Genomic DNA, 23,788 nt, shown 5'->3' on the forward strand with positions numbered 1-23,788 from the left:
CACAGTGTCGTGGCGATGACACGCTCTGAAGTTTAGCAGCGACGTTCTACCGTACGGCGACCGGCCCGTGGGCGGTCACCCTGGCTTGGATCAGCGCATGCTCATGAACAGGGAAAGTGCGTTGCGGGCGCTGTCCGCAAAGCGGTCGTAAATCGCGCGGGAAACCTCGGCGATGACGGGTTGGCGATCGCGTCCACCGCGTGCGAACACCACGACCGCCACGCGCCGACCGTCAGGCATGGTGATGAACCCGACATCGTTGGTGATCCCATCGAGCGTGCCGGTCTTGTCCTCCACCAGCGTACCGATCGGGAGCAGCGCGCGGATACGGCGAGTGCCCGTTACGCAGCGGCTCATCAGCTGGAACAGGAAGATGCGGCTTTGCGCCGTCAGGACAGTGCCGTTGTCGAGCTTGCTCAGCAGCGCGACCATGGCGTTCGGCGTGGCGACATCCTTGCTGTCGGCAAGGTGGCCACGGTCCCGCAGCAACTGGGCGATGGTCCGGTCTACCCGGATGCCGGTGATGTCGTGCGACGACAGCCACTGCTGGATGACGACCGGCCCGCCGAGCGTGGCGAGCAGTTGGTCGGCCGCGATGTTGTCGCTGCGGACGATCATCAGTTCCAGGACTTTGGTGGCGGGACGACCGTAGATCACGTCGCCGAAGCTGCGTCGGCCTTGATCGACTTCGGCCAAATAAGCGGCGGCGATGGCAAGCTTGACCGTACTCGCCATCGGAAATGGCGTGTCGCCGTTGATAGCGACGGTCGAGCCGTCGCTGAGGTCGAGCGCGGCGATGCCGTACTCACCGGGACGTTCCGCAACCAGCTTGCTCAGCGCGCGCTCGAGCCCGACGAGCGCCGGCGAACTCGCCGCCGCAGGGGCCGGGACAAGGGCGCTCGCAGCGATACCGAAAAGAAGCAGGCGGGAAACCAGGGGTGCGCGCATCGATCGTCCTCGGGGTGTTGTCGGTCAGCGAATGGCGCACGCTAGACCGACAAGTCTGAACACCTAGTTGCATGCCGAAATAGCGAAGCCAATAAGTCGCGTATTCGGACAGGCCGCTTTTCGAGCAAAAGCGCGCGGAGCGAGCGGGTCCGGAATTCGCGATCGCGTCCGCGTCGCAGCAAGCCACCTCTTCGGGAAGACGTCTGGCATGAGGAACAGGGATCCGGAACCGCCGGTCGGTGACGACTATAAAGGACTCGGATACCGGACGCAGGATCCAAGGGTTGGAAGACAGGCCTTTTTTCACGCCAACACGCAATTCCGCATTGCAGCATCGGCAAACGTCATTACTTAGCACGCTAATGACTTCCGCCCGCGCCCGTCTCGAAGCCTCCTATGCCCGCACGCTGATGCCGCTCGCGCGTCTGTGGCGGCAGGCGGCGGATCGTGCGCTCAGCGACATGTCCGTGTCCGCGTCGACCGGCTGGGCGCTGGTCCAGGTCGGGCGGCTCGGCGACGACGTCCGCCAGACCGATCTCGCGAACGAACTCGACGTGACGCAGGCCTCGCTGGTCCGCTCGATCGACCAGATGACCGCCGCCGGACTGGTCGAACGCCACCGCGACCCCGACGACGCACGCGTCAGCCGAATCCGCCTGACCGACCGCGGCCGGACGCTCGTCACCACGATCGAGTCGAAGTTCGCGACCTTGCGCCACGCGATGCTCGACGGCGTGTCCGACGACGACCTCGCCACCGCGCTGCGCGTGGCCGAACGGCTCGGCGCGCGCTTCCAGGCGGATCGCGCGCGATGATGCTCTCGCGGTTCGGCAGCACGGAGGCGCTGTTCACGGTCAAATGCTTCGTCGCGGCGATGCTGGCCTATTACATCGCGCTCAGGATCGGCCTGACGCGCCCCTATTGGGCGGTCACGACCTCGTACATCGTCGCACAGCCGCTGGCGGGCGCGGTGTTGTCGAAGGCGGTGTTCCGCGTCGCCGGCACCGTGCTCGGCGCAGTCGCGGCGGTGGTGCTGGTGCCCAATCTGGTCAACGCGCCCGAACTCCTGTCGCTCGGTCTCGCGCTGTGGCTAGGCCTGTGTCTCTATATCTCGCTGCTCGACCGCACCCCCCGCGCGTATCTGTTCCTGCTGGCGGGCTATACCGCGAGCATCATCGGCTTTCCGTCGGTCGAGGCGCCCGGTGCGGTGTTCACGACCGCGGCGTTGCGCGTCCAGGAGATCACGATCGGGATCCTCTGCGGCAGCCTGATCCACGGCTTCGTCTTTCCGCAGACCGTGACCGCGGTACTGCTCGGACGAATCGAAGCGATCCTCGGCGATGCCGAGCGCTGGTCGCGCGATTCGCTCGCGGGCGAGTCCGATGCGGCACTCGGTCGCGACCGCCGCCGGCTCGCGCTCGACATCAACGAGCTGCATCAGCTCTCCATCCATTTGCCGTTCGATACCGCTCGGCTGTTGCCGCGGGTCAGGACGCTCCGCGCGCTCCAGGCCGAGCTGTCGATGCTGCTACCATTGGCGAGCGCGGTCGACGACCGGATCGTCGAGCTGCGACGCGGTGCCGACGCCCCCCGCCCCGAAGCGATCGCGCTGATCGAGGACGTCCGCGACTGGCTGCGCGATCCGCTGCCGCTCGCCGAACGACGCGAGACCGCCGATGCGCTGATCGCCCGTGCCAGGGCGCTCGAACCACCCGTCGGCGACACGCTGATCTGGCGCGACGCATTGCGGCTCAGCCTGCTCGCCCGGCTCGCCGAGTTGATCGACGCACATCGCAACGCGCGCGACCTGCGCGACCAGATGCGTTCGCCGTCGCGCACGCCCGTCACGCCCGCCGTGACCCGGCTGCTGGCGCGCACGACCAAGCGCCCGCTACACCGCGACCGCGGCATCGCGCTCCGGGCGGCGCTCGGCACGATCGCGACGATCCTGCTCGGCTGCATCTTCTGGATCGGTACCGGCTGGGCGGACGGCGCGGGCGCGGTGCTGATCGCGGGCGTGTGTTGCGCGCTGTTCGGCAACAGCGACGATCCCGCACCGTCGATCATGGCGTTCTTCTACGGCACGATCATCGGCCTTGTGATCTCCGCGGTCTATGCCTTCGCGATCCTGCCCCGGGTCACCGATTTCGTGACGCTGATGGCGGTGCTAGCCCCCCCGATGCTGATCGGCGGGATGTACCTCGCGCGCCCCGCGACCTTGCTGGTCACGCTCGGCGCGCTGCTCGGCGGGTTGAACACGGTCGGGCTGAACGATCGCTTCGGCAGCGATTTCAGCGCGTTCATCAACGGCGGCATCGCGCAGCTGGTCGGCACGTTGTTTGCGGTCGTCACGGTCGGGCTGTTCCAGACGATCGGCGCGGACACCAGCGCGCGGCGGTTGATCCGCGCGGGCTGGCGTGAACTGGCGTCGCGGAGCGACTCGCCCGGCCGCCCCGACGCCGCTGGCTGGATCGCGCGGATGCTCGACCGGATCGGGCTGCTGGCACCGCGGCTCGCAGCGCAGGGCGAGGACCCGGGCAAGCCGCTGCTCGACGCGCTGACCGATCTGCGCGTCGGCGTCGCGGTCGGCGAACTCAAGCAGTTGCGGCTCGACGGCACGCCCGGCGAGGCTGCGGCGATCACCCCGGTGCTGCGCGGAGTCGGCAGGCATTACCGCGCGTTGCGCCCCGACAGGCCGGCCCCCCCCGAGCCCGATCTGCTCGCCGGGATCGACACGGCGATGGCCGGGTTTGCGACCAGCACGCCTGCCGGCATGTCGGACCGCCACCGCACCGGCGTCTTGGCTTTGACCTCGCTCCGGCGCAACCTGTTCCCCCAGGCGCCCGCATATGGAGCAACCCCATGACCGGCGAAATCTCGATCGGCGGCGTCTTCCTGCCGAGCATCCTGCTGCTCGCTGTCGCCGCCGTCCTGCTCACCGGACTGGCGACGCGGTTGCTCGCCTTCGCCGGTTTCTACCGCGTGGTGACCTATCGCCCGCTCGTCGATCTCGCGCTGTTCATCCTCATCCTCGGGCTGCTCGCCCTGCTCACCGGACCTTCCGCATGACCGCTTCCCGTTTCAAATCGCTGCTCGCGCCGTTCGGCCGTTCCGCCGTCACGCTGGTGATCGTCCTGCTGGCAGTGCTCGTTGGGATCTGGCTGTGGAAGCACTACGAGACCGATCCGTGGACGCGCGACGGGAAGATCCGCGCCGATATCGTCCGCGTGACGCCCGACGTCGCCGGGCTCGTCACGCAGGTCGCGGTCCACGACAACCAAGCGGTGAAGCCCGGCGACGTGCTGTTCGTGGTCGATCGCCCGCGCTTCCAGCTGGCGCTGGCGCAGTCCGACGCCTCGATCGCGAGCGCGCGTGCGACGCTATTGCAGGCGCGCCGCGAGGCACAGCGCGATCTTGCCTTGGGCGACCTGGTTGCCAAGGAAACGCACGAGCAGAACGTCGCGCGCGTCGCCACCGCGTCGGCCGCACTCGCGCAGGCGCAGAGCGCACGCTCGACCGCGGCGCTCAACCTCGCGCGGACGACGGTGCGCGCGACGGTGCACGGGATCGTCACCAACCTCGATCTCCACCCCGGCGACTATATCGCGACGGGCGCGCAGGCGATGGCGCTGGTCGACACCGATTCGCTCCGCGTCGAAGGCTATTTTGAGGAGACCAAGCTCGGCAGCATCCGCGTCGGCGATCCGGTGATCGTCCACCTGATGGGCGAACCGCAAGCGCTGCACGGCCGCGTCGACAGCATCGCCGCGGGGATCAACGACAGCGAGCGGACCAACACGACGAATTTGCTGCCGAACGTGAACCCGACGTTCAATTGGGTGCGACTGGCGCAGCGCATTCCGGTCCGCGTGAAGCTGACGCAGGTGCCGAAGGGGACGCAGTTGATCGTCGGACGGACCGCAACGGTGACGGTCCAGCCCCGCGTAGCGCCGGGGACGACGGCATGATGCGCGCTTCCATTTGCCCCACCCCCCGACGTCATCCTGACGAAAGTCAGGACCCAGGGTTACAAGCGATGTCCTGCGTGGCTCTATGTCCTGACTTTCGTCAGGATGACGGAAGAGGGGGCAATAAGCACGTCAGTCGCGGCGGTCTCGCAACGTTCATCGCCTCACTCGCCCTCGCAGCCTGCACGACCGCCGGCCCGAATTACGCCCTCCCCGAATCCGCGGTCGTCAACCGTCCCTCCGCCCAAGGCGCATTCGACAGCGGCCATGAGAAGGCGTTCGCCGACACCCCGCTTCCCGACCATTGGTGGCAACTCTACGGCGACGCCCGCCTCGACGCATTCGTCACCGAAGCGCTCGCCGCCAACACCGATCTCCGCGCCGCCGACGCGAACCTGCGCCGCGCCGACGCGGTCGTCGCCGAAGTCGCCGCCGGCCGCACGCTGTCGACCGCCCTCGGCGGCGGTGCCTCGCTCGACCGCCCGTACACGACCGGCGGCAGCCTGCCCGGCACGCTCGACTATAATCTCGGCATCACGCTCGCCTACCCACTCGACCTGTCCGGCCGTATCCGCCGCGCGATCGAGGCGGCACAAGGCGATGCCGAGGCGGTCGCCGCCGCGCGCGACAACGTTCGCGTGACCGTCGCGGCGGAGACCGCGCGCAGCTATGCCACCGCCTGCACCGCCAACTCGGTGCTGGCCGCGAACAACCGTATCCTCGCGCTGCAACGCCAGACATTGAACGTTACGCAGCGCCTGCAACGCGGCGGTCGTGGCACCGCGTTCGACGTGACTCGGGCGCGCACCGCGGTCGACCAGAGCGAAGCGCTGATCCCGTCGCAGGTCGCGACGCGCACCGCCGCGCTCTACCGTCTCGCCACGCTGATGGGCCGCGCGCCTGCCGACTATCCGAAGGACGTCGCGACCTGCGCCAAGCCGCCCGCGCTTACCCGCCCGCTGCCGATCGGCGACGGCAGCGCGCTGATTCAGCGCCGCCCCGATATCCGTGCGGCGGAACGCACGCTCGCCGCGGCGACCGCACGGATCGGCGTGGCGACCGCCAACCTCTATCCGCAGGTCAGCCTCGGCGGCTCGGCCGGGTTCACCGGTCCGGTCTCGTCGCTCGGCTCGACCAACGCGTTCCATCTCGGGCTCGGACCGCTGATCAGCTGGAGCTTCCCCAACCGCCCAGTCATCCGCGCGCAAATCGCCCAGGCCGGCGCCAGCGCTGACCAGGCACTGGCGCAATTCGATTCGACCACGCTCGAAGCGCTCCGCCAGACCGAGACCGCGCTGTCCGCCTATGCCCGCGAAGGCGACCGCAACGCAGCGCTCCGCCGCGCGCAGTCCAGCGCCGCACGCGCAGCAGACCAAGCAGGGACGCTGTACCGCTTCGGCCGCACCGATTTCCTCTCGTTGCTGACCGCACAGGCGGCGCTGACCACCGCGCAGGCCAACCTCGCCGCATCCGACGCGCTGCTGGTCGATCGCCAGGTCGACGTCTTCAAAGCGCTCGGCGGGGGGTGGCAGAGTTGAGGCTGCGCCGCCGCGGGCTGGCGTCGATCAACAGCGAAATCCGCGACGGCATCATGCCCGCTGCGGACACCATCGCGCGCGTCGCCAAGGACCCGGACGCACTGCCGCATACGCCAAGCAACTACCGCGTCACCGCGCTGATCATCGCCTGCGCACTGTTCATGGAACAGATGGACTCGACCGTGCTGGCTACCGCGCTGCCGACGATGGCGCGCGATTTCGGCGTCCCCGCGACCAGCATGAGTTCGGCGCTGACCTCGTACCTGCTGGCACTCGCGATCTTCATTCCCGCGAGCGGACGCCTCGCGGACCGGTTCGGCTCGCGCACGATCTTCCGCGCGGCGATCCTCATTTTCGTCGGCGGATCGATGCTGTGCGGCCAGGCGACCAGCCTGCCGTTCATGATGGGCGCGCGTTTCCTGCAAGGGCTCGGCGGCGCGATGATGATCCCGATCGGCCGCCTCGTCCTGCTCCGCAGCGTCGCCAAGGAGGACATGGTCCAAGCGATGTCGTGGCTGATCATGCCCGCGCTGATCGGTCCGATCCTCGGGCCACCGGTCGGCGGTGCGATCGTCACCTATCTCGACTGGCGCTGGATCTTCTACCTCAACGTGCCGATCGGCCTGCTCGGCGTGATCCTGGTGACGCGCTTTATCGGCGAGGTGCGCGAGGACCGGCCGGCGAAGTTCGACGTCCCCGGCTTCATCCTGTCGGGCGTGTCGCTCGGCTGCCTGTTGTTCGGGTTCGAGATGACTAGCCGCACCGGCGAACTCTCGCGTGCGATCGTGCTGATCGTCGTCGGGCTGATCGCGGGCGTTGCCTATATCCGCCACGCGAAACACCGCAGCGATCCGATCCTCGATCTGTCGCTGATGCGCATCCCGACCTTCCGGCTGTCGGTGATCGGCGGATCGCTGACCCGCATCACGCAGGGCGCGCAGCCTTTCCTGTTGCCGATGATGCTCCAATTGGGTTTCGGAATGACCGCGGCGGCGAGCGGCGCGATCACGATCGCCGGCGCGATCGGCTCGCTGATGATGAAGAGCCTCGCCCCGCGCGTGCTCAGGCGCTTTGGATTCCGCAACAGCCTGATCGTCGGCGGGCTCTGCGCGAGTTCGGGCTATGCGGTCGCCGGCCTGTTCCGCCCCGACTGGCCGATCCCCGCGATCTTCGGCGTGCTGATGATCTCGGGCTTCTTCATGTCGTTCCAGTTCTCGGCGTACAACACGATCGCGTATGACGAGATTCCGTCGTCGCGGATGAGCAGCGCGACCAGCTTCTACGCGACGTTCCAGCAACTGATGCTGTCGCTAGGCATCTGCGTGGGGGCGGCGTCGCTGCACGTCGGGATGCTGGGCACCGGCGCGACTAGGCCGGCGCTGACGGACTTCACGCTGGCGTTCCTAGTGGTGACCGCGGTGTCCGCCTCGGCGACGATCTGGAACCGACGATTCGCGGTCGACGCGGGGGCGGAGCTGAGCGGACACAGGGCGTAACCCACCGTCATCCTGACGAAAGTCAGCATCCAGAGCCAAGACGGGTGACGCTCGATTACCCTGGGTCCTGACTTTCGTCAGGATGACCTGGGTTAGCCGCTGTGCGCCGGCAACGACGGTCGCGACAGCACCGACACATGCTCGCCGGGTTCCACGAACATCCCGTGCGACAGCGCCCACCGCCCCGCCTTCTCGCTCGCCGTCAGCATCGTCAGGAACGGACTGAGCAACAGCCCCAACGTTACGGGCGCAAGCCACGCCGCGGTGACCGGCGCGAACGGCGTGACCGCGAGCAGCGCCACGCCCACCCCGACATGCCAGCGATAGCGCGGCATCACGTCCGCCAGCGACAGCTCGTGTGCATCACGGTTCTGCGGCGCCCAGCCGGACTTCCGGCCCATCAGGATCCCGGCCAGATCAATCGTCTGCGTCAGCGCGATCACCGGCGCGGACAGCATAGAGAACGGCACGTCGACCAGCACCGAGCGGACGATCCCGCGCCGCCCGCCGAACCCCTCGCGACGCTCCGCATTCGAAAACGCCCAGATCACGCTCAACAGCTTCGGTCCGAACAGCAACAACAGCGTGACGAACAGCACCTGCAGCGAGGTCTGCGCCTCGACGATGTTGCGCTCGCCGATCAGCGCCTGCACCACGCTCGTCGCGATCATCAGCAGCCAGACTGGCGAGGTGATGAACGCCGACGCGCCCATCAGCAGTTGCAGCCGGCTGACCCAATGGAACCCCGACGACGTCAGCAGGCTCAGATGCTGGATATTACCCTGCGCCCAGCGCCGGTCGCGCACCGCCGCGTCGATCAGCGTCGGGGGATATTCCTCGAACGTCTCCTCGGTCATCAGCATGTGCACACGCCAGCCGCGCCGCCGCAGCAGCGCTGCCTCGACCATGTCGTGGCTCATGATGACGCCGCCGAACGGTGCGCGCCCGGGCAGATCCGGTAGCCCGCAACTCGACGCGAACGCCTCGATCCGAATCAGCGCATTATGCCCCCAGAAAGTTGCCTCCGAGCCCGACCACCAGACGAGGCCCGCGGTCGAGATCGGGCCGTACAACCGGCTGGCGAACTGCATCCAGCGCTGGAAGAACGTCACGCCGTTGATCACCGCGGGCACGGTTTGGAGCAGCGCCACAGCCGGCCGCCGTTCGAGCACCTGCGCCATGCCGATGATCGTGTTGCCGCCCATCAGGCTATCCGCGTCGAGCATCAGCATGTAGCGATAGCCGCCGCCGAACCGCCGAATCCACTCCGCGACGTTGCCCGGCTTGCGCCCGACATTCTCGGTCCGGCGACGGTAATAGAGCGCGCAGTCGAGCGTCGGCGCGAGTCGCTCCCACGCCGCAACCTCGGCCGCCTCCGCCGCTTCGCCCGAATCGCTCAGGATGAAGATGTCGAACCGGTCGGCGACACCGCCCGCGGCGATCGCGCGCGCCATCCACGCGATCCGCTCGAACACCGCATCGATGTCCTCGTTGTGGACCGGCATCAGGATCGCGGTGCGCCCCTCGAGCGGTTCCGATTGTCGCGGGGTCGGCACGAACCCCGGATGCCCGCCGGTCATCAACAGCACGAAGCCGATCGCGGCGTTCATGAATCCAAACGAAATCCACGCGAACAACGGGAAGAACAGCGCCAGCAACGCCACATCCCAGAAGCTCAGCCCATCCGCGAGCAGCGATTCCTGCACTGCCGACGACGCCGCGGTCGCCAGCAGGCCGGTCATCAGCACGAGCATGATCCGGCGCGCGAGCATGTCGTCGGACGACACGACCATCCCCGGTCCCGGCTCGGGTGCGGACCAGGGTGGCGGCGGCCCGTCGAAACGCTGCGGTAGCATCTCGATCGGCGTTTCGCCGGGCATCATTGCAGGAAGCGCGGGCATCAGAATATCGGCGTAAGGACAGTTTCACTGAGCGCACGACCGCCCCGCGTGAGGAACAGCCTGACGTCCGCCGGTCCTTGTGCATCGGGAGCCACGTCGGCGGTGACGCGCCAGCGGTTCTTCTGGCCGACGACGGGATAGGCCGCATTGGCGAGCACCTTGCCGCGGACGACGTCGATCTTGGCGGTCACGCCGCTTTGCCGGTCGAGGCCGGCAAGACCGTCACCGATGAAATCGACCACAAGCTTTCGCGCGCCCTTCACCGGCTCGGCGCCCGGTCGGCCGGCGACGCCCTGCCAGCAATCGACGACGTGCGCGGTCGCGGCGACGGCGGTCGGATCGGTCGATTTCCACGACAGCGAGTAATCGAACTGCAACCGCTGCCCCGCCTTCGCAGGCGCTGCCGGAGTCCAAAACGAGACGACATTGTCGACCGTCTCGCTGTTGGTCGGGAAAGCATAGAGCATCACTGCGCCCTTGCCCCAGTCACCCTGCGGCTGAATCCACAGGTTCGGCCTGCGATCGTAGAACGCACCGTCGTCCTGATAGTGATCGAAATTCCGGTCGCGCTGGATCAACCCGAAGCCCTTCGGCGCCTGATCCGCGAAACTGTCCAGCGTGTCGTGCGGCGGATTGTTGAGCGGCCGCCAGATGCGTTCGCCGGCGCCGGTGAGCAGCGCCAGACCGTCCGAATCGTGGATTTCGGGACGCCAGTCGACCGCGGCGGCGCGGTTGCCTTCGCCGTACCAGAACATGCTCGTCGCAGGCGCGATGCCGAGCCGCTCGATGTCGCGGCGGACGTTGAGCACGGACGAAACCTGCTGCTCGACGCCTGCGCCAGCGACGTGGCGCGACTGGATGCGGTACGCGCCGGTGACGCTGGCGCCGTCCATCAGCGCATAGATCGTGTACGCGTCCGCGCCGGTCCGCTCGATCCAGAATTCGGTGAAGTCGGGGAATTCCTCGCGGCCCGGCAGCCCGGTGTTGATCGCGAGCCCGCGTGCGGACAGGCCATATTGGTCCTGCGCGCCTGCAGTGCGGAAATAGGAGGCACCCTGGAACGCCATCCAGTCGCTGGTCCCGCCCGGTGCCATCGCCCGGAACCCGGCGATGCCGAGCGCGGCGGCATGGCCCTCTTCCGCCTCGAACAGGTCGCGCGAAAATTCGATACGGCGCGCCTCACCGCCCTCGACGACGTTGATCGCCACCGGCATCGGCGCATAGCGACCGAGCGGGAACAGGCGGATACCGCCCGCCAGCGTCTTGTCCGCGCGGAAGCGGATGCTGCCGACCTTGTCGTAATCGATCGCGGCGGCTGCGGCGACCTTGGCAGGGGCACTGTATGGCTTGGTGGCCAGCGTCGCGGCGCGCTGCTGGAGCGCATCCCACGAGAACGGCTCGGCCTTGCCGGGCACCGTACGCATTGCTGCGGCGGCCTGCGGGAGGACACCCAACAGACCCAGCGCGGTTACTACTTCGCGTCGACCGATCATGCAGAGTGCTCCCTCGTCGTTATCATGCTGCAATGCGGTAGCATAGTGACGGCACACGCGCGCGTCGACAGGTCCCGCGGCGCGCGCGCTCTATCGCGCGGCGCGTTGCCAGCGGGCGCTGATCCTGACCGGGTCGTGGATTTGCCCACCGACGACCACCAACATCGCGCCAGCACTCGCGCAGAGGAAGCCGATCGTGGCGAGCAGAAATGCGAGTGCGCCGGTTTGCTGATCGAGACGGGCGAGCGTGTAGATCGCGGTGAAGGCGATCGCGAGCGACAGGATTCCGCTCGCGCGGAGGCTGAGATCGGTGCGGAGGCGGTGGGCGTCGGTCATGCGACACTCCAGCTATCGGATGCGGCATAAGCGTTCGAGATCGATAACGGGGGGAGCCATAGTGTTCACATAGTGCGCAACCCCGTCATCCCGGCGAAAGCCGGGACCTCGCGCGGCAGGGGTGACCTGTTGCGGGGATCCCCCAGCTTTCGTTGGTGACGGTTGGCTACGCGCATTTACCAGCGAACCGACCACTTCCTTGTTCTCCCGCGAAGGCGGGAGCCCAGTCTGGATCCCCGCCTTCGCGGGAAAACAAGTTTTCTCAACTCAGGCGTCGACGAGCAGCCGGTATCCGATCCCAAGTTCGTTCGCGATCACCGTGCCGACGCCCCCCGTCCCCTCCAGCTTCTGCCGCAAGTTACGCACGACGATGCGGAGATACTCGATGCGGCGGTCGTGGTCGGTAGGCCATGCCGCCTCGAGGATCCGCTGGTGCGTAACCACCCGCCCCGGATGCGCCGCCAGCGCCGACAGCACGTCGAACTCCTTGCGCGTCAGATGCGCTTCCTCGTTCCCGCGCCGGACGAGGCGGTGTTCGAAGTCGATCTCCACCCCATGCGCCCGCAGGATCGTCGGCCGCGATGTCGCCTCACCACGCCCCCGCAACGCCACCCGCAACCGGGCGAGCAGTTCTTCGGTATCGAACGGCTTCGTCACATAATCCTCAGCCCCGAGGTCGAGCGCGGCAACCTTCTGGTCGGTCGCCTCGCGCGCGGAGACCACCAGGATGATCGGATCGCCGAGCTTCTTCAGCAGCGGCACCAGTTCGAGCCCGTCGCGGTCGGGCAGCCCCAGGTCTAGCAGTACCGCGGTCAACGGCCGGCTCCCCGCAATCCGCAGCGCCTCGCGCGCGTCTACCGCCTCCTCGACACCGTATCCCGCCCGTTCCAGCGTGTTCTTCAACAATCGCCGGATATGCAGTTCGTCATCGACGATCAGGACCGTTTGCGCGCTCATAGATTCGCTCCATCGGTGTCGCGGACGAGCAGGGCCACGGGGAAGCACAGGCTGAACCGTGCGCCGGTCAGGTCTTCGCGGTTGCTGGCTTCGACGGTCATGCCCATCGCTTCGGCGAACGCTTTCACGATCGCAAGCCCGAGCCCGGTGCCGCCGATCGCGCGGTCGGAGCCTTCGAGGCGACGGAACGTCTCGAATACCTCCTTCTCGCGGCCGGGTGGCAGGCCGGGCCCCTGGTCGATCACAGACAGCCGGAGCAGCCCGAACCGATGTTCGGCGCGCACGACGATCGGCGTCCCCGGATCGGCATAGCGCCCGGCATTGTCGAGCAGGTTGAGCAGGCAATGGTGCAGCAGTTGCGGATCGACGCGGACCAAAGGCAGGTTGGGCGCGACGTCGAGCTCGATCGCATGGCCGTCGAGCACGCGCTTCGTGTCGTGGACCGCGCCCGCCACCGCATCGGTGAGATCGGTCGGTTCGAGCCGCAACCGGAGTGCGCCCGCCTCGACACGCGCCATATCGAGCAGGTTGCCGACGAAGCGATTGAGCCGCGCCGCCTCGGTCTCGATCGTGTCGATCAGCTCCGGCGTGACGCCGCGGTGCAACTCGGCGGCGGCCGCCATCACCGACGTCAGTGGCGTGCGCAGGTCGTGGCTTACCGACGACAGCAACGCCTGCCGCAACCGATCGCGTTCACGCACTGCATCGACGTCGCGCATCTCGACTTCCAGCCGCGCGCGTTCGAGCACGAGGGAGGCCTGATCGACGAGGCTCATGAGCAACGGCAACTGGTCCGACCGCACCGGATCGCCACCCGCTTCCCGAGCCAACCCTAGCACCGCCAGCGTCCGCTCGCCCGAGCGCAGCGGCTGGAAGAACCACTCCGATGCCGCCAGCGTGCTGGACCCGCGGCCCGCCGGCGTGCCAGTGTCGTAGGCCCATTGCGCGGCAGCCATCTCCATCGTCTCGAGCCGGTAATCCGCGCCGTTCGCCGCCTGCACCGCGAGGCCCGGATCCTCCGCGACGAGGATCACCGCGCGCACGCCGAACAGCCGCCCGATTTCCTCGCAGATCGCGCGGGCCAGCGCGACCGGGTCGTTGAGCGACGTCAGCTGGCGCAGAAAGCCGGCAAGTGCTGCGTTGGTGCGGGCGCTGGCGGCGGCGATGTCGGCCTGCGCGCGGACCCGCGACGTGAGCTGGCTCGTCACGAACGCGATGCCGAGCAGCACGAGGATCGAGATCACGTTCTCGGGATTGTTGATCGTCAGCGTGCCGGTCGGCGGCAGGAAGAAGAAGTTGTACGCGATCGACGAAACGACGCCTGCGAACAGTCCGGTGCGCAGGCCGAACAGGCTCGCCGCGGCCATCACCGGGAGCAGATAGAGCAGCGCGACGTTGCCGAGGTTGAGGATGTGGAACAGCGCGCTCGCGACGCCGGTAATGCCCGCGACCATCGCCGTCGTCCACGCGTAGCCAGACTTGCTGCCCCATCCGCCGGTCCGCACGCGCGTTCCGCGGGGCGCGGTGGGCGGGTCCATCGGCAGGACATGCACGGCGATCCCCGGCGACTCGCGGACCATCTGGTCGACGACCGAGCCGTGACGGAGTTCGAACCAGCGCGAGCGGGTCGACTTGCCGACGACGAGCTGCGTCGCGCGCGCCTCGGTGGTGAAAGTCTTGAGGCCGTCGACTACCGACGTCGCGGGGACGGTCGCGACGTCGCCACCGAGTTGCGTCGCCAGGTTGAAGACCGCGGCAAGCTGCCGGTGCTCGGGCTCGCCGAAGGTCTGCGCGCGCGGCGTCTCGATATACACCGCGGTCCAGGGCGCGTGCATCGCGTCGGCGATCCGCTTGGTGGCGCGGACAAGGCCGAGCGCGCCGGACAGTTCGCTGATCGCGACGACGATCCGCTCGCCGCCCGCCCAGGTGCCGCCGACACCGAGCGCGCGGACGTGTTCGAGCATCTGCGCATCGACGGCTTGCGCAGCGCGGCGGAGCGCGAGTTCGCGTAAGGCCGAGAGGTTCGACTTGGAGAAGAAGTGCGCGAGCGCCCGCGTGGCTTCGTGGGGAAGGTAGACCTTGCCCGCCTTCAGCCGCTCGATCAGTTCGTCGGGGGGTATGTCGACGACTTCGATCTCAGCGGCCTCGACGATGCTGTCGGGGACGGTCTCGCGGACACGGACGCGCGTGAACGAGGCGACGACGTCGTTGAGGCTCTCGATATGCTGGATGTTGATCGTCGAATAGACGTCGATGCCCGCGGCGAGCAGTTCCTCGACGTCCTGATAGCGTTTCGGGTGGCGGCTGCCGGGTGCGTTGGTGTGGGCGAGTTCGTCAACGAGGACGAGCGTGGGCGCGCGTTCGAGGATGGCGTCGAGGTCCATCTCGTCGAGCGTGCGGCCTTCGTAGGGGATGGCCTTTCGCGGGACGATCTCGTGGCCTCGCGTGAGCGCTTCGGTTTCGACGCGGCCGTGCGTCTCGACCACGCCGATGACGACGTCGACGCCGGCGCGGCGACGTTCGGCGCCTTCGGAGAGCATCTCGTAGGTTTTCCCGACACCGGGGGCGGCGCCGAGGAAGATCTTCAGACGGCCGCGACCCTCCTGCGACGCCTGTCGCAGAAGGGCCTCGGGGGATGGTCGCGTGTCGTCGTTCAACGCGTTGCGTCGAGGGCGCGATTGAGGGCGAAGACGTTCACGCGCGGCTCGCCGAGAATGCCGAGCAGCGGGCCGTCGACGTTGGCGGTGACGAGCACGCGGACCTTGTCGGCTGGAAGGCCACGGGTGCGTGCGACGCGATCGACCTGTGCGTAGGCAGAGGCTGGCGATAGGTCGGGGTCGAGGCCCGAACCCGATGCGGTGGCGAGATCGGCAGGCAGTAGCCCGGTCACGCCTTCTGCGCGACGCTTGGCGACGTCGGCCTTGGTGCGGTCGACGAGCGCCTGGCTGATCGGGCCGTAGTTCGAACCGGACGAGGCCAGCCCGTCATAGCCCTTGCCCGCTGCAGACGGACGCGTCTGGAAATAGCGGTCGGTGGTGAAGGCCTGGCCGACGACGGTCGAGCCGATCGCCTTGCCGTTGGCCATGACGAGGCTGCCGTTCGCTTGGCTAGGGAAGATGGCCTGTCCGATCCCGGTCATGGCGAGGGGATAGACGATCCCGAGCAGCAGCGCGAACAGGATCGTCATGACGAACGCCGGGCGGAGGGCGGAGGTGAAATCGGAGTTCATTCTGTCGTCTCCATGTGTCCCCACGAAGGTGGGGACCCAGTCTGGGCACCCGCCTTCGCGGGTGAACATTGCTTTGGGGTGAGGGCGGCACGCATCGCATCTCTCCCACGCCTGCCAGGCACCTCCCCGGCGAAGGCCGGGGTCCAGTTGGGTGACGTTGCTAACGACGGGTGCGCTTCGTTACCGCAACCTTTCCACCTGGGCCCCGGCCTTCGCCGGGGTGGTGTTGGGGGTCGGTGCGAGGGCGCATGTGCACGCCACGGGTTAGCCTCAGTCATCATGCCAGCCCCAGCGCGCCGACGAGAATGTCGATCAGCTTGATCCCCACGAACGGCGCGATCAGCCCCCCCAGCCCATAAACCGCCAGGTTGCGCGCGAGCAGCGGGCCCGCCGCCATCGGCTTGTACGCCACGCCCTTCAGCGCGAGCGGCACCAGCATCGGGATGATGATCGCGTTGAAGATGATCGCCGACAGGATCGCGCTTTCGGGCGACCCAAGCCGCATCACGTTGAGCACGCCGAGCCCCGGATAGAGCGCGACGAACATCGCCGGGATGATCGCGAAATACTTCGCGACGTCGTTCGCCACCGAGAAGGTGGTCAGCGCACCGCGGGTCATCAGCAGCTGCTTCCCGAGGCCGACGATCTCGATCAGCTTGGTCGGATCGCTGTCGAGGTCGACCATGTTGCCCGCCTCGCGCGCGGCCTGCGTGCCGGTGTTCATCGCCACGCCTACGTCCGCCTGCGCCAGAGCCGGCGCGTCGTTGGTGCCGTCGCCGCACATCGCGACCAGCCGCCCACCCTGCTGTTCCTTGCGGATCAGGTCGAGCTTGTCCTCGGGCGTCGCCTGCGCGAGGAAGTCGTCGACGCCGGCCTCTGCGGCGATCGCGGCGGCGGTGAGCGGGTTGTCGCCGGTGATCATCACCGTGCGGATGCCCATCGCGCGCAGCTCACCGAAGCGTTCGCGGATGCCAGCCTTCACCACGTCCTTGAGGAAGATCGCGCCGAGCAAACGGCCGTCACGGGCAACCGCCAGCGGCGTGCCGCCGGCGCGGGCGATCTCGTCGGTGATCCGGCGCAGTTCGGTCGCGGCGGCGGTCGCCCCTGCCCCCGGATTGGCCTTCAAGATCGAGTCGACCGCCCCCTTCTGGATCAGCGAACCACCGACGATCACGCCCGAGATGCGCGTCTGCGCGGTGAACGGAATCACCTCCGCATCGCCCGGCAGTTCGCTGGTCGTAACCCCGAACTTCTCGCGCGCCAGCACGACGATCGAGCGGCCCTCGGGCGTTTCGTCGGCGAGGCTGGCGAGCAACGCCGCCTCGGCAAGGTCCTCGTCACGCGTGCCGCCGACCGAGCGAAATTCGCTCGCCTGACGATCGCCGATCGTGATCGTGCCGGTCTTGTCGAGCAGCAGGACGTCGATATCGCCCGCCGCCTCGACCGCACGCCCCGACTTCGCCAGCACGTTGAAGCGCACCAGTCGGTCCATGCCCGCGATCCCGATCGCCGACAGCAGCGCCGCGATCGTCGTCGGGATCAGCGTGATCAGCAGCGCCGCGAGGATCGCGACCGGCACGCGGCCACCCGCATAGCTGGCGAAACCGGGGATCGTCCCGACCGCGATCAGGAAGATGATCGTCAGGCCGACGAGCAGCAACGTCAGCGCGATCTCGTTCGGCGTCTTCTGTCGCTCGGCGCCCTCGACCAACGCGATCATCCGGTCGAGAAAGCCTTCGCCGGGATTGGCGGTGACCTTCACGCGGATCTCGTCGGAGATGACGCGCGTGCCCGCGGTCACCGCCGAGCGATCGCCGCCCGCCTCGCGGATCACCGGCGCGCTCTCGCCGGTGATCGCGGCTTCGTTGACCGAGGCGACGCCCCAGACGACTTCGCCGTCGGCCGGGATCAGGTCTCCCATCGTCACCAGGACGATATCGCCCGCGCGGAGCATGCTCGCAGGGACGGACTCGACCTGGTCGCCCTTCATGCGGCGGGCGGTCAGTTCGGCCTTGGTCGCGCGGAGCGACGCGGCCTGCGCCTTGCCGCGGCCTTCGGCAAGCGCTTCGGCGAAGGTGCCGAACAGCACGGTCAGCCACAGCCAGATCACCAGCTGTATCTTGAAGCCGACCGACAGCCCGTCGCCGCCGACGTTGACGAGGATCGTCAACAGCGTGGCGACGACGGCGGTGACGAACATCACCGGGTTGCGGATCAACTGCCTTGGGTCGAGTTTCCGGAAAGCGTCGCCGATCGCGGGAACGATCAAGTCGGCCGTAAACAGCGACTTGGTAGGGGTGCGTGCCATTTTGGCTTGTCCCGTCAGAAGGTTTTGCCGCTGATCATCGCGAGATGATCGGCGATGGGACCGAGCGCGAGGCTCGGCAGGAAGGTCAGGCCACCGACGATCAGGATGATCCCGACCAGCAGGCCGACCCACAGTGCGCCCGTCGTCGGGAACGAGCCTGAACTCTCCGGCGTGTATTTCTTGGCCGCGAGACCACCGGCGATAGCGAGCATCGGCACGATGATGAAGAAGCGCCCGAGCCACATCGCGACCCCGAGCAAGCCGTTGTAATAGGGCGTGTTGGCAGTCAGACCGGCAAAGGCCGACCCGTTGTTACCGACCGCGCTGGTGAACGCGTAGAGGATCTCGCTGAACCCGTGCGGCCCCTTGTTGAGCGGCCCGGCGAGCCCGTCGGTCAGCACGGCGCTGAGCGCGGTGAAGCCGAGGATGACGAGCGGCAGGATGGCGATCGCCAGCACCGCCAGTTTCACTTCGCGCGCCTCGATCTTCTTGCCGACATATTCGGGCGTGCGGCCGACCATCAGCCCTGCGACGAACACCGCGAGGATCGCGAACAGCAGGAAGCCGTAGATGCCCGCGCCGACGCCGCCGATGACGACTTCGCCGAGCTGCATGTTGAGCAGCGGGATCATGCCGCCGAGTGCCGTGAAGCTGTCGTGCATCGCGTTGACCGCGCCGCACGATGCGGCGGTGGTGACGACCGAGAACAGGGCGGACGCGGCGATCCCGAAGCGGACCTCCTTGCCTTCCATGTTGCCGCCCGCGACGCCGATCTGGTGGAGGATCGGGTTGCCCGCGGCTTCCTGGGCATAGGTGATCGTGACGCCGGCAAGGAACAGCACGAGCATCGCCGAGAGGATCGCCCAGCCTTGTTTCGTGTTGCCGACGGCCTTGCCGAACGTCCAGGTCAGGCCGAAGCCGATGACAAAGATCGACAGCATCTGCACGAGGTTGACTAGCGCGGTCGGGTTCTCGAACGGATGCGCCGAGTTCGCGTTGAAGAAGCCGCCACCATTGGTGCCGAGCATCTTGATCGCTTCCTGGCTTGCCACCGGCCCGAGCGTCAGCGTCTGCTTGAGCCCTTCGAGCGTGGTGATGTCGACCGTGCCGGCCATCGTCTGCGGCACGCCACTGGCGATGTAGAAGATCGTAATGACGACGCAGATCGGCAGCAGCACGTACAGCGTGACGCGCGTCATGTCGGCCCAGAAATTGCCGATCGTCGCACTCGACCTACGCGCGAACCCGCGGAACAGCGCAAACGCGAGCGCGATGCCGGTCGCCGCCGACAGGAAGTTGTGGATCGTCAGGCCGAACATCTGGCTGAAGTTCGACATAGTCGATTCACCGGCATAGCTCTGCCAGTTGGTGTTCGCCGTGAAGCTGATCGCGGTGTTGAACGCGAGATGGGGGCTGAGCCCTGCCAGCCCCTGCGGGTTGCCGGGCAGGACGCCCTGCAGACGCAGCACCGCGTAGGTCAGCGCCATCAGCACGGCGTTGAACACGATCATGTGCAGCGCGTAGCGGCGCCAGCCCTGCTCCTGTTTCGGATCGATGCCGCTGAGCTTGTAGAAGCCGATCTCGACGGGGCCGAGGATTGCGTGGATCGGGGTGCGGCGACCTTCGTACAAGGCGAACAGCCACAGGCCGACGGGTTTGGTCAACGCCAGCAGGATGCCGACGAAGCCCAGGATGAGGATCCATCCTTCGAATGTCATGAGGACGCGCTCCTAAAAGCGTTCGGGGCGGATGAGCACCGCCACGAGGTAAAACAGCAGCCCGAGCGCGACGATCGCGGCGAGCCAGAGGTCGAGGGTCATGATGGTGTCCTCATGGGCTCAGGCGTTGTCGCAAAGGCGGACATAGGCGAGCGTCGCCGCCACCAGTCCGACCATGAACGCTATCCAGAGTAGATCCTGCATCGGTCGATCCTTCAGAAGGCGGCGGTGAGCGAGGCGACGATCGTGCCGTCGGCGATCGATCCGGTTCCGTCCTGGCCGCGGCTGAAGCTAGGCTGGAGATACGCAGCACTGCGACGCGTGATGTCGGTGTCGACATAGCTCACGTTCAGCGTCAGGTTTTTATACGTAGTGTCCGCACCGAGCGACCAATCCCAATAGTCGCCGGTCGGCGCCGCGCTGGTCGCGTTGGGGCCGAGCCCGTCATTGCCCCAGCTATGGCCGATATGCGCCTTGGCGGTGACCGGCGTGCCGGAGATCGCGAACGCGCCGTCGCCGGTGAGGTAGAGGTTGTCCTTCTTGTCGCCGGGATTGGTGTAGACACCCGCCGCCGCGTCGGCGCCGGTGCGATACCATTTGCCGAGCGCCTGCTGCTTCGGCGCGTAGAACGCGCTCGCGGTCAGTGTCGCGGGACCGGTCGTGCCGCTGAGCTTCACATAGGGCTCGGCATAGTCCGTCTTCGAGGCGCCACCCGGATACATGTACCAGGTCAGGCCGACGTCGATCGTCGCGTTGTCCGCGAGCTTGTGCTTGTAGCCGCCGATCAGGTCGAGCTCCATGTTCGAGCCGCCGAACGTGCCCCAGCCCGACAGGTTCGAGCCCCATGCGCCGACATACACGCCGCTCTCGTGCGAAATCGTCAGCCCGCCCTGGATCGCGCCGTCCTTGTCCGACTGCGACACGCCGCGCAGGCGGTAGTCGGTCGCGAGCGTCACCGAACCGGAGACGGTCACGGGTGACGGCGGCGCGGTGTCCTGTGCGAACGCGGGCGTGGCGATACCGGCGAGAAGTCCGGCGGCGGCGGTGAAACGAAGAATGTGCATTGCGGTCCCCATGCGCGTGCCGCCGAAAGGATGGCGGTTCGCGAGGACTGGCAATTAGGCTCCGGTGACGTAGCAATTCGAGATCGATTGCCGGGCCGGAGCATATGTTTCGCGTAGTATTGTCGGAATTATCGACGGCTACCGTACTGGCAAAGATGCACCACCCCGGCGGAGGCCGGGGCCCAGGTGGAAAGGTCGCTGTAACAAAGCGCACCAGTCGATAGCATCGTTGCCCAACTGGGCCCCGGCCTCCGCCGGGGTAGTGCCTGCTCAGTGCCGATCAGCATCACTGGCTCACTGTGCTGTGCGGCGAAGGATCAGCCAGCCGGCGACGCCCGACAGGATCGAACCCGCGAACACGCCGACCTTCACCGCGTCCATCGCGTGCGGTGCGCCGGCGAAGGCGAGGCCACCAATGAACAGGCTCATCGTGAAACCGATCCCGCACAGCACCGCCATGCCGTACACCTGCGTCCAGCTCGCGTTCCTGGGCGCATCGGCTAGCCGGAACGTCACGAGACCGCGGATCGTCGCGAAGATGCCGATCTGTTTGCCGAGGAACAGTCCCAGCATGATCCCGACCGGCAGCGGCGCGATCACGTCCGACGCCACCATCCCGCCGAACGCGATGCCGGCGTTGGCGAACCCGAACGCCGGCACGATCAGGAAACTCGACCAGGGCTGGAGTGCGTGTTCGAGACGTTTCAGCGGCGGCTGGCCGTCCCCCGTCCGCAGCGGGATCGTCAACGCGACCGCCACGCCGGCGAGCGTCGCATGGACGCCCGACAGCAAGACGCCGTACCAGATGCCGGCGCCGATCAGCAGATACGGCACCAGCGACCGCACGCCCGACAGGTTCAGGATGACGAGTACGCCGAGCCCCAAGCCCGCCGCAAGCAACGGCAGCAGCGCGATATGGCCGGTGTAGAACAGCGCGATGACCAGGATCGCGAGCAGGTCGTCGATCACCGCGATCGCCGTCAGCAGAACCTTCAGCGAGGTCGGCACACGCGAGCCGAGCAGCGCGAGGATGCCCAGCGCGAACGCGATGTCGGTCGCCGCCGGGATCGCCCAGCCGCGCAGATTGGCGGGCGTTCCCATGTTGACCAGGACATAGAGGGCCGCCGGCACCGCCATGCCCGCGAGCGCCGCCGCACCGGGCATGATGCGCTCGCCCCAGGTCGAGAGATGCCCCGAGACGAACTCGCTCTTCACCTCCAGTCCGATCAGCAGGAAGAACAGCGCCATCGCGCCGTCGTCGATCCAGTGATGGACGCTCATCCCGCCGACTACGTGGTGCAGTGTCGCGAAGTACGTCGGCGCGAACGGTGAATTTGCAACGATCAGTGCCGCTATCGCCGCGGCGAGCAGCACGATGGCACCCGCCGCATCGCCCGCAAAAAACTGCCGGATCGCGGTCAAAGACCTTCGCCACCAACCCATTGCGCGTTCGACAGGCGGCGCGCGAGATCCCAGCTCTGCACGCGGATATCGGGCACCGCGACGACTTCCCACAGCCCGCCGCGGGTCATCGGCCCGATGCAGTGGATCCTGTCGTCGGGGGTCCCGTCCGCACGGATCGCGCGTGACTGCGCATCGACGTCGACGCCGAGCCGCAACGGATCGGGCCGGATCGCACCGGCGGTTAGCAGGTGCTTCACGAGCGGCTCTTCCGAGCGCAACAGGTCACCCTGCGGCCCGGTGCAATTGACGATCCGCGCGGCGCGCGTGACGACCGGGTCGGTCTCGCCGCGAGGCCGCCACGTCAACTTTGCCTGCGTCCCGTCGGCTTCGGCGGAGACGATCTTTCCCGCCGTGAAGGTCAGACGCCCGGTCGCGACGAGTGCCTCGACCCGGTCCGCCACCGCCGGTGCGAGCCGGTGGCGGTGGACGTCCCAATACGGGCGTAAATGGCGAAGGAAGCGCCCGCGCACCTCCTGCGACGCCGCCGCCCACAGCATCTGCGTGACCGGCCGCAGCTCGTCGACAGCGCAGCGCCAGCCCTCTTCGGCGGCACGTGCACGAACATAGCGGACGAGGTCGGTCAGCCCGCCCTGCGGCTTATCCGAAACGCCGCGGTGCGCAGGCGCGCCATCGACATGCCGTCGCGGCGACAACCCGCGCCGCGACATCGCCAGGATATGTCCGGCGAACCCCTGCGCATCGAGCAGCAACGCCGCGTCGATCGCGGTCAGCCCCGTTCCGACCAGCACGACGGTATCGTCCGCGCCAAGCCCCTCGGCGAGGTTGGCCGCCCACGGGTCCGCGTAATAGACACCGGTCGGCAACGCGTCCGGCTTCAACCCCGGCGGCGTGTGCGGTGGCAAATTGCCAAGCGCGAGCACCGCGGTATCGGCGGCGATCTTGCGTCCATCCGCCATCGTCAGCGTCACGCCGTCGCCCTCGACCGGATCGATCGCGCAGACCTCGCCCTCGACATGCACCAGCCGGCCGTCCGACTCCGCGATCGCCGCATCGAGCAGTTCGCGCAGATACGCGCCATAGGTGGTGCGGGGCACGAAGGTCTTGCGGTCGCCCTTGCCGTGCGCCTCCAGCCAGCGGACGAAGTGGTCGGGATCGTCGGGCAGCGCGCTCATGTTCCCCGCGCGGACGTTGAGCAGGTGATCGGGATGCGCGGCACTATACGCGACACCGCGCGCAAGCTGCCGGTCGCGCCGCTCGATCAAGGTCACGCGCGGCCCCTCATGCCGCATCAGATTGACCGCGAACAACGCGCCCGAAAAGCCGCCCCCGACGACGACCACATGATCCTCGGGCCCCGCGATCCGCGGCATGGTAGCTGATTGGTCCATCTGTACGCTCACCCGTGTT

The 23,788-nt window shown here is 67.5% G+C and carries 19 protein-coding genes; 6 read left to right on the top strand and 13 right to left on the bottom strand.

Going from position 1 to position 23,788, the window contains the following annotated elements; translation table 11 throughout:
* Window positions 1-90: 90 nt before the first annotated feature.
* Complete coding sequence (locus tag O6Y00_RS06075; protein WP_353441701.1) at window positions 91-948, bottom strand: serine hydrolase; 858 nt, start codon at window positions 946-948, stop codon at window positions 91-93.
* Window positions 949-1,310: 362 nt separating this feature from the next.
* On the opposite strand from O6Y00_RS06075, the gene O6Y00_RS06080 reads away from it, so the two are divergent.
* The 6 genes from O6Y00_RS06080 to O6Y00_RS06105 all read left to right on the top strand — a co-directional run bounded on the left by O6Y00_RS06080 (window position 1,311) and on the right by O6Y00_RS06105 (window position 7,950).
* Window positions 1,311-1,763 (top strand): MarR family winged helix-turn-helix transcriptional regulator, encoded by a 453-nt coding sequence (locus O6Y00_RS06080; protein WP_353441703.1) that lies wholly within the window; start codon window positions 1,311-1,313, stop codon window positions 1,761-1,763.
* Window positions 1,760-3,814: an FUSC family protein gene (locus tag O6Y00_RS06085; protein ID WP_353441704.1), complete on the top strand. Its 2,055-nt coding sequence runs from the start codon at window positions 1,760-1,762 to the stop codon at window positions 3,812-3,814. Before O6Y00_RS06080 ends, O6Y00_RS06085 begins: the two co-directional genes overlap by 4 nt.
* Window positions 3,811-4,017 (top strand): DUF1656 domain-containing protein, encoded by a 207-nt coding sequence (locus tag O6Y00_RS06090; protein ID WP_056052175.1) that lies wholly within the window; start codon window positions 3,811-3,813, stop codon window positions 4,015-4,017. The genes O6Y00_RS06085 and O6Y00_RS06090 overlap by 4 nt, the downstream gene beginning before the upstream one ends.
* Window positions 4,014-4,916, top strand: coding sequence for an efflux RND transporter periplasmic adaptor subunit (locus tag O6Y00_RS06095; protein ID WP_353441706.1), 903 nt, complete (start codon window positions 4,014-4,016; stop codon window positions 4,914-4,916). The genes O6Y00_RS06090 and O6Y00_RS06095 overlap by 4 nt, the downstream gene beginning before the upstream one ends.
* Window positions 4,917-5,074: 158 nt before the next feature.
* On the top strand, window positions 5,075-6,454 hold the full coding sequence (locus tag O6Y00_RS06100; protein WP_353441846.1) for an efflux transporter outer membrane subunit: 1,380 nt from the start codon (window positions 5,075-5,077) through the stop codon (window positions 6,452-6,454).
* On the top strand, window positions 6,451-7,950 hold the full coding sequence (locus O6Y00_RS06105) for a DHA2 family efflux MFS transporter permease subunit (protein WP_353441847.1): 1,500 nt from the start codon (window positions 6,451-6,453) through the stop codon (window positions 7,948-7,950). The genes O6Y00_RS06100 and O6Y00_RS06105 overlap by 4 nt, the downstream gene beginning before the upstream one ends.
* A gap of 92 nt (window positions 7,951-8,042) precedes the next feature.
* Here the strand turns inward: O6Y00_RS06105 and mdoH are convergent, their stop codons facing one another.
* The 12 genes from mdoH to O6Y00_RS06165 form a co-directional block, all read right to left on the bottom strand.
* A complete protein-coding gene (gene mdoH, locus O6Y00_RS06110) occupies window positions 8,043-9,851 on the bottom strand; it encodes a glucans biosynthesis glucosyltransferase MdoH (RefSeq protein ID WP_353441707.1) in 1,809 nt (602 codons plus the stop codon).
* Window positions 9,851-11,344: a glucan biosynthesis protein gene (locus tag O6Y00_RS06115; RefSeq protein ID WP_353441708.1), complete on the bottom strand. Its 1,494-nt coding sequence runs from the start codon at window positions 11,342-11,344 to the stop codon at window positions 9,851-9,853. The genes mdoH and O6Y00_RS06115 overlap by 1 nt, the downstream gene beginning before the upstream one ends.
* Window positions 11,345-11,434: 90 nt before the next feature.
* Window positions 11,435-11,680 (bottom strand): hypothetical protein, encoded by a 246-nt coding sequence (locus O6Y00_RS06120; protein WP_353441709.1) that lies wholly within the window; start codon window positions 11,678-11,680, stop codon window positions 11,435-11,437.
* 267 nt (window positions 11,681-11,947) lie between these two features.
* A complete protein-coding gene (locus tag O6Y00_RS06125; RefSeq protein WP_353441710.1) occupies window positions 11,948-12,637 on the bottom strand; it encodes a response regulator transcription factor in 690 nt (229 codons plus the stop codon).
* The gene (locus tag O6Y00_RS06130) at window positions 12,634-15,294 is read right to left on the bottom strand and encodes a sensor histidine kinase KdpD (RefSeq protein WP_353441711.1); all 2,661 of its coding nucleotides are present in this window, start codon (window positions 15,292-15,294) and stop codon (window positions 12,634-12,636) included. The genes O6Y00_RS06125 and O6Y00_RS06130 overlap by 4 nt, the downstream gene beginning before the upstream one ends.
* On the bottom strand, window positions 15,291-15,866 hold the full coding sequence (kdpC, locus tag O6Y00_RS06135) for a potassium-transporting ATPase subunit KdpC (RefSeq protein WP_353441712.1): 576 nt from the start codon (window positions 15,864-15,866) through the stop codon (window positions 15,291-15,293). The genes O6Y00_RS06130 and kdpC overlap by 4 nt, the downstream gene beginning before the upstream one ends.
* 277 nt (window positions 15,867-16,143) lie before the next feature.
* Window positions 16,144-18,174, bottom strand: a complete 2,031-nt coding sequence (gene kdpB / locus O6Y00_RS06140; protein ID WP_353441713.1) for a potassium-transporting ATPase subunit KdpB — start codon at window positions 18,172-18,174, stop codon at window positions 16,144-16,146.
* Window positions 18,175-18,188: 14 nt separating this feature from the next.
* Window positions 18,189-19,892, bottom strand: coding sequence for a potassium-transporting ATPase subunit KdpA (gene kdpA / locus O6Y00_RS06145; protein WP_353441714.1), 1,704 nt, complete (start codon window positions 19,890-19,892; stop codon window positions 18,189-18,191).
* Window positions 19,893-19,904: 12 nt separating this feature from the next.
* A complete protein-coding gene (gene kdpF / locus O6Y00_RS06150; RefSeq protein WP_055875324.1) occupies window positions 19,905-19,994 on the bottom strand; it encodes a K(+)-transporting ATPase subunit F in 90 nt (29 codons plus the stop codon).
* 113 nt (window positions 19,995-20,107) lie between these two features.
* The gene (locus O6Y00_RS06155) at window positions 20,108-20,956 is read right to left on the bottom strand and encodes a TorF family putative porin (RefSeq protein WP_353441715.1); all 849 of its coding nucleotides are present in this window, start codon (window positions 20,954-20,956) and stop codon (window positions 20,108-20,110) included.
* Between the two features lie 294 nt (window positions 20,957-21,250).
* Window positions 21,251-22,378: a Na+/H+ antiporter NhaA gene (gene nhaA / locus O6Y00_RS06160; RefSeq protein ID WP_353441717.1), complete on the bottom strand. Its 1,128-nt coding sequence runs from the start codon at window positions 22,376-22,378 to the stop codon at window positions 21,251-21,253.
* Window positions 22,375-23,769: an FAD/NAD(P)-binding protein gene (locus tag O6Y00_RS06165; RefSeq protein ID WP_353441718.1), complete on the bottom strand. Its 1,395-nt coding sequence runs from the start codon at window positions 23,767-23,769 to the stop codon at window positions 22,375-22,377. The genes nhaA and O6Y00_RS06165 overlap by 4 nt, the downstream gene beginning before the upstream one ends.
* Window positions 23,770-23,788: the final 19 nt, after the last annotated feature.

This window comes from Sphingomonas faeni (assembly GCF_040407565.1).
Lineage (GTDB): Bacteria > Pseudomonadota > Alphaproteobacteria > Sphingomonadales > Sphingomonadaceae > Sphingomonas > Sphingomonas faeni_F.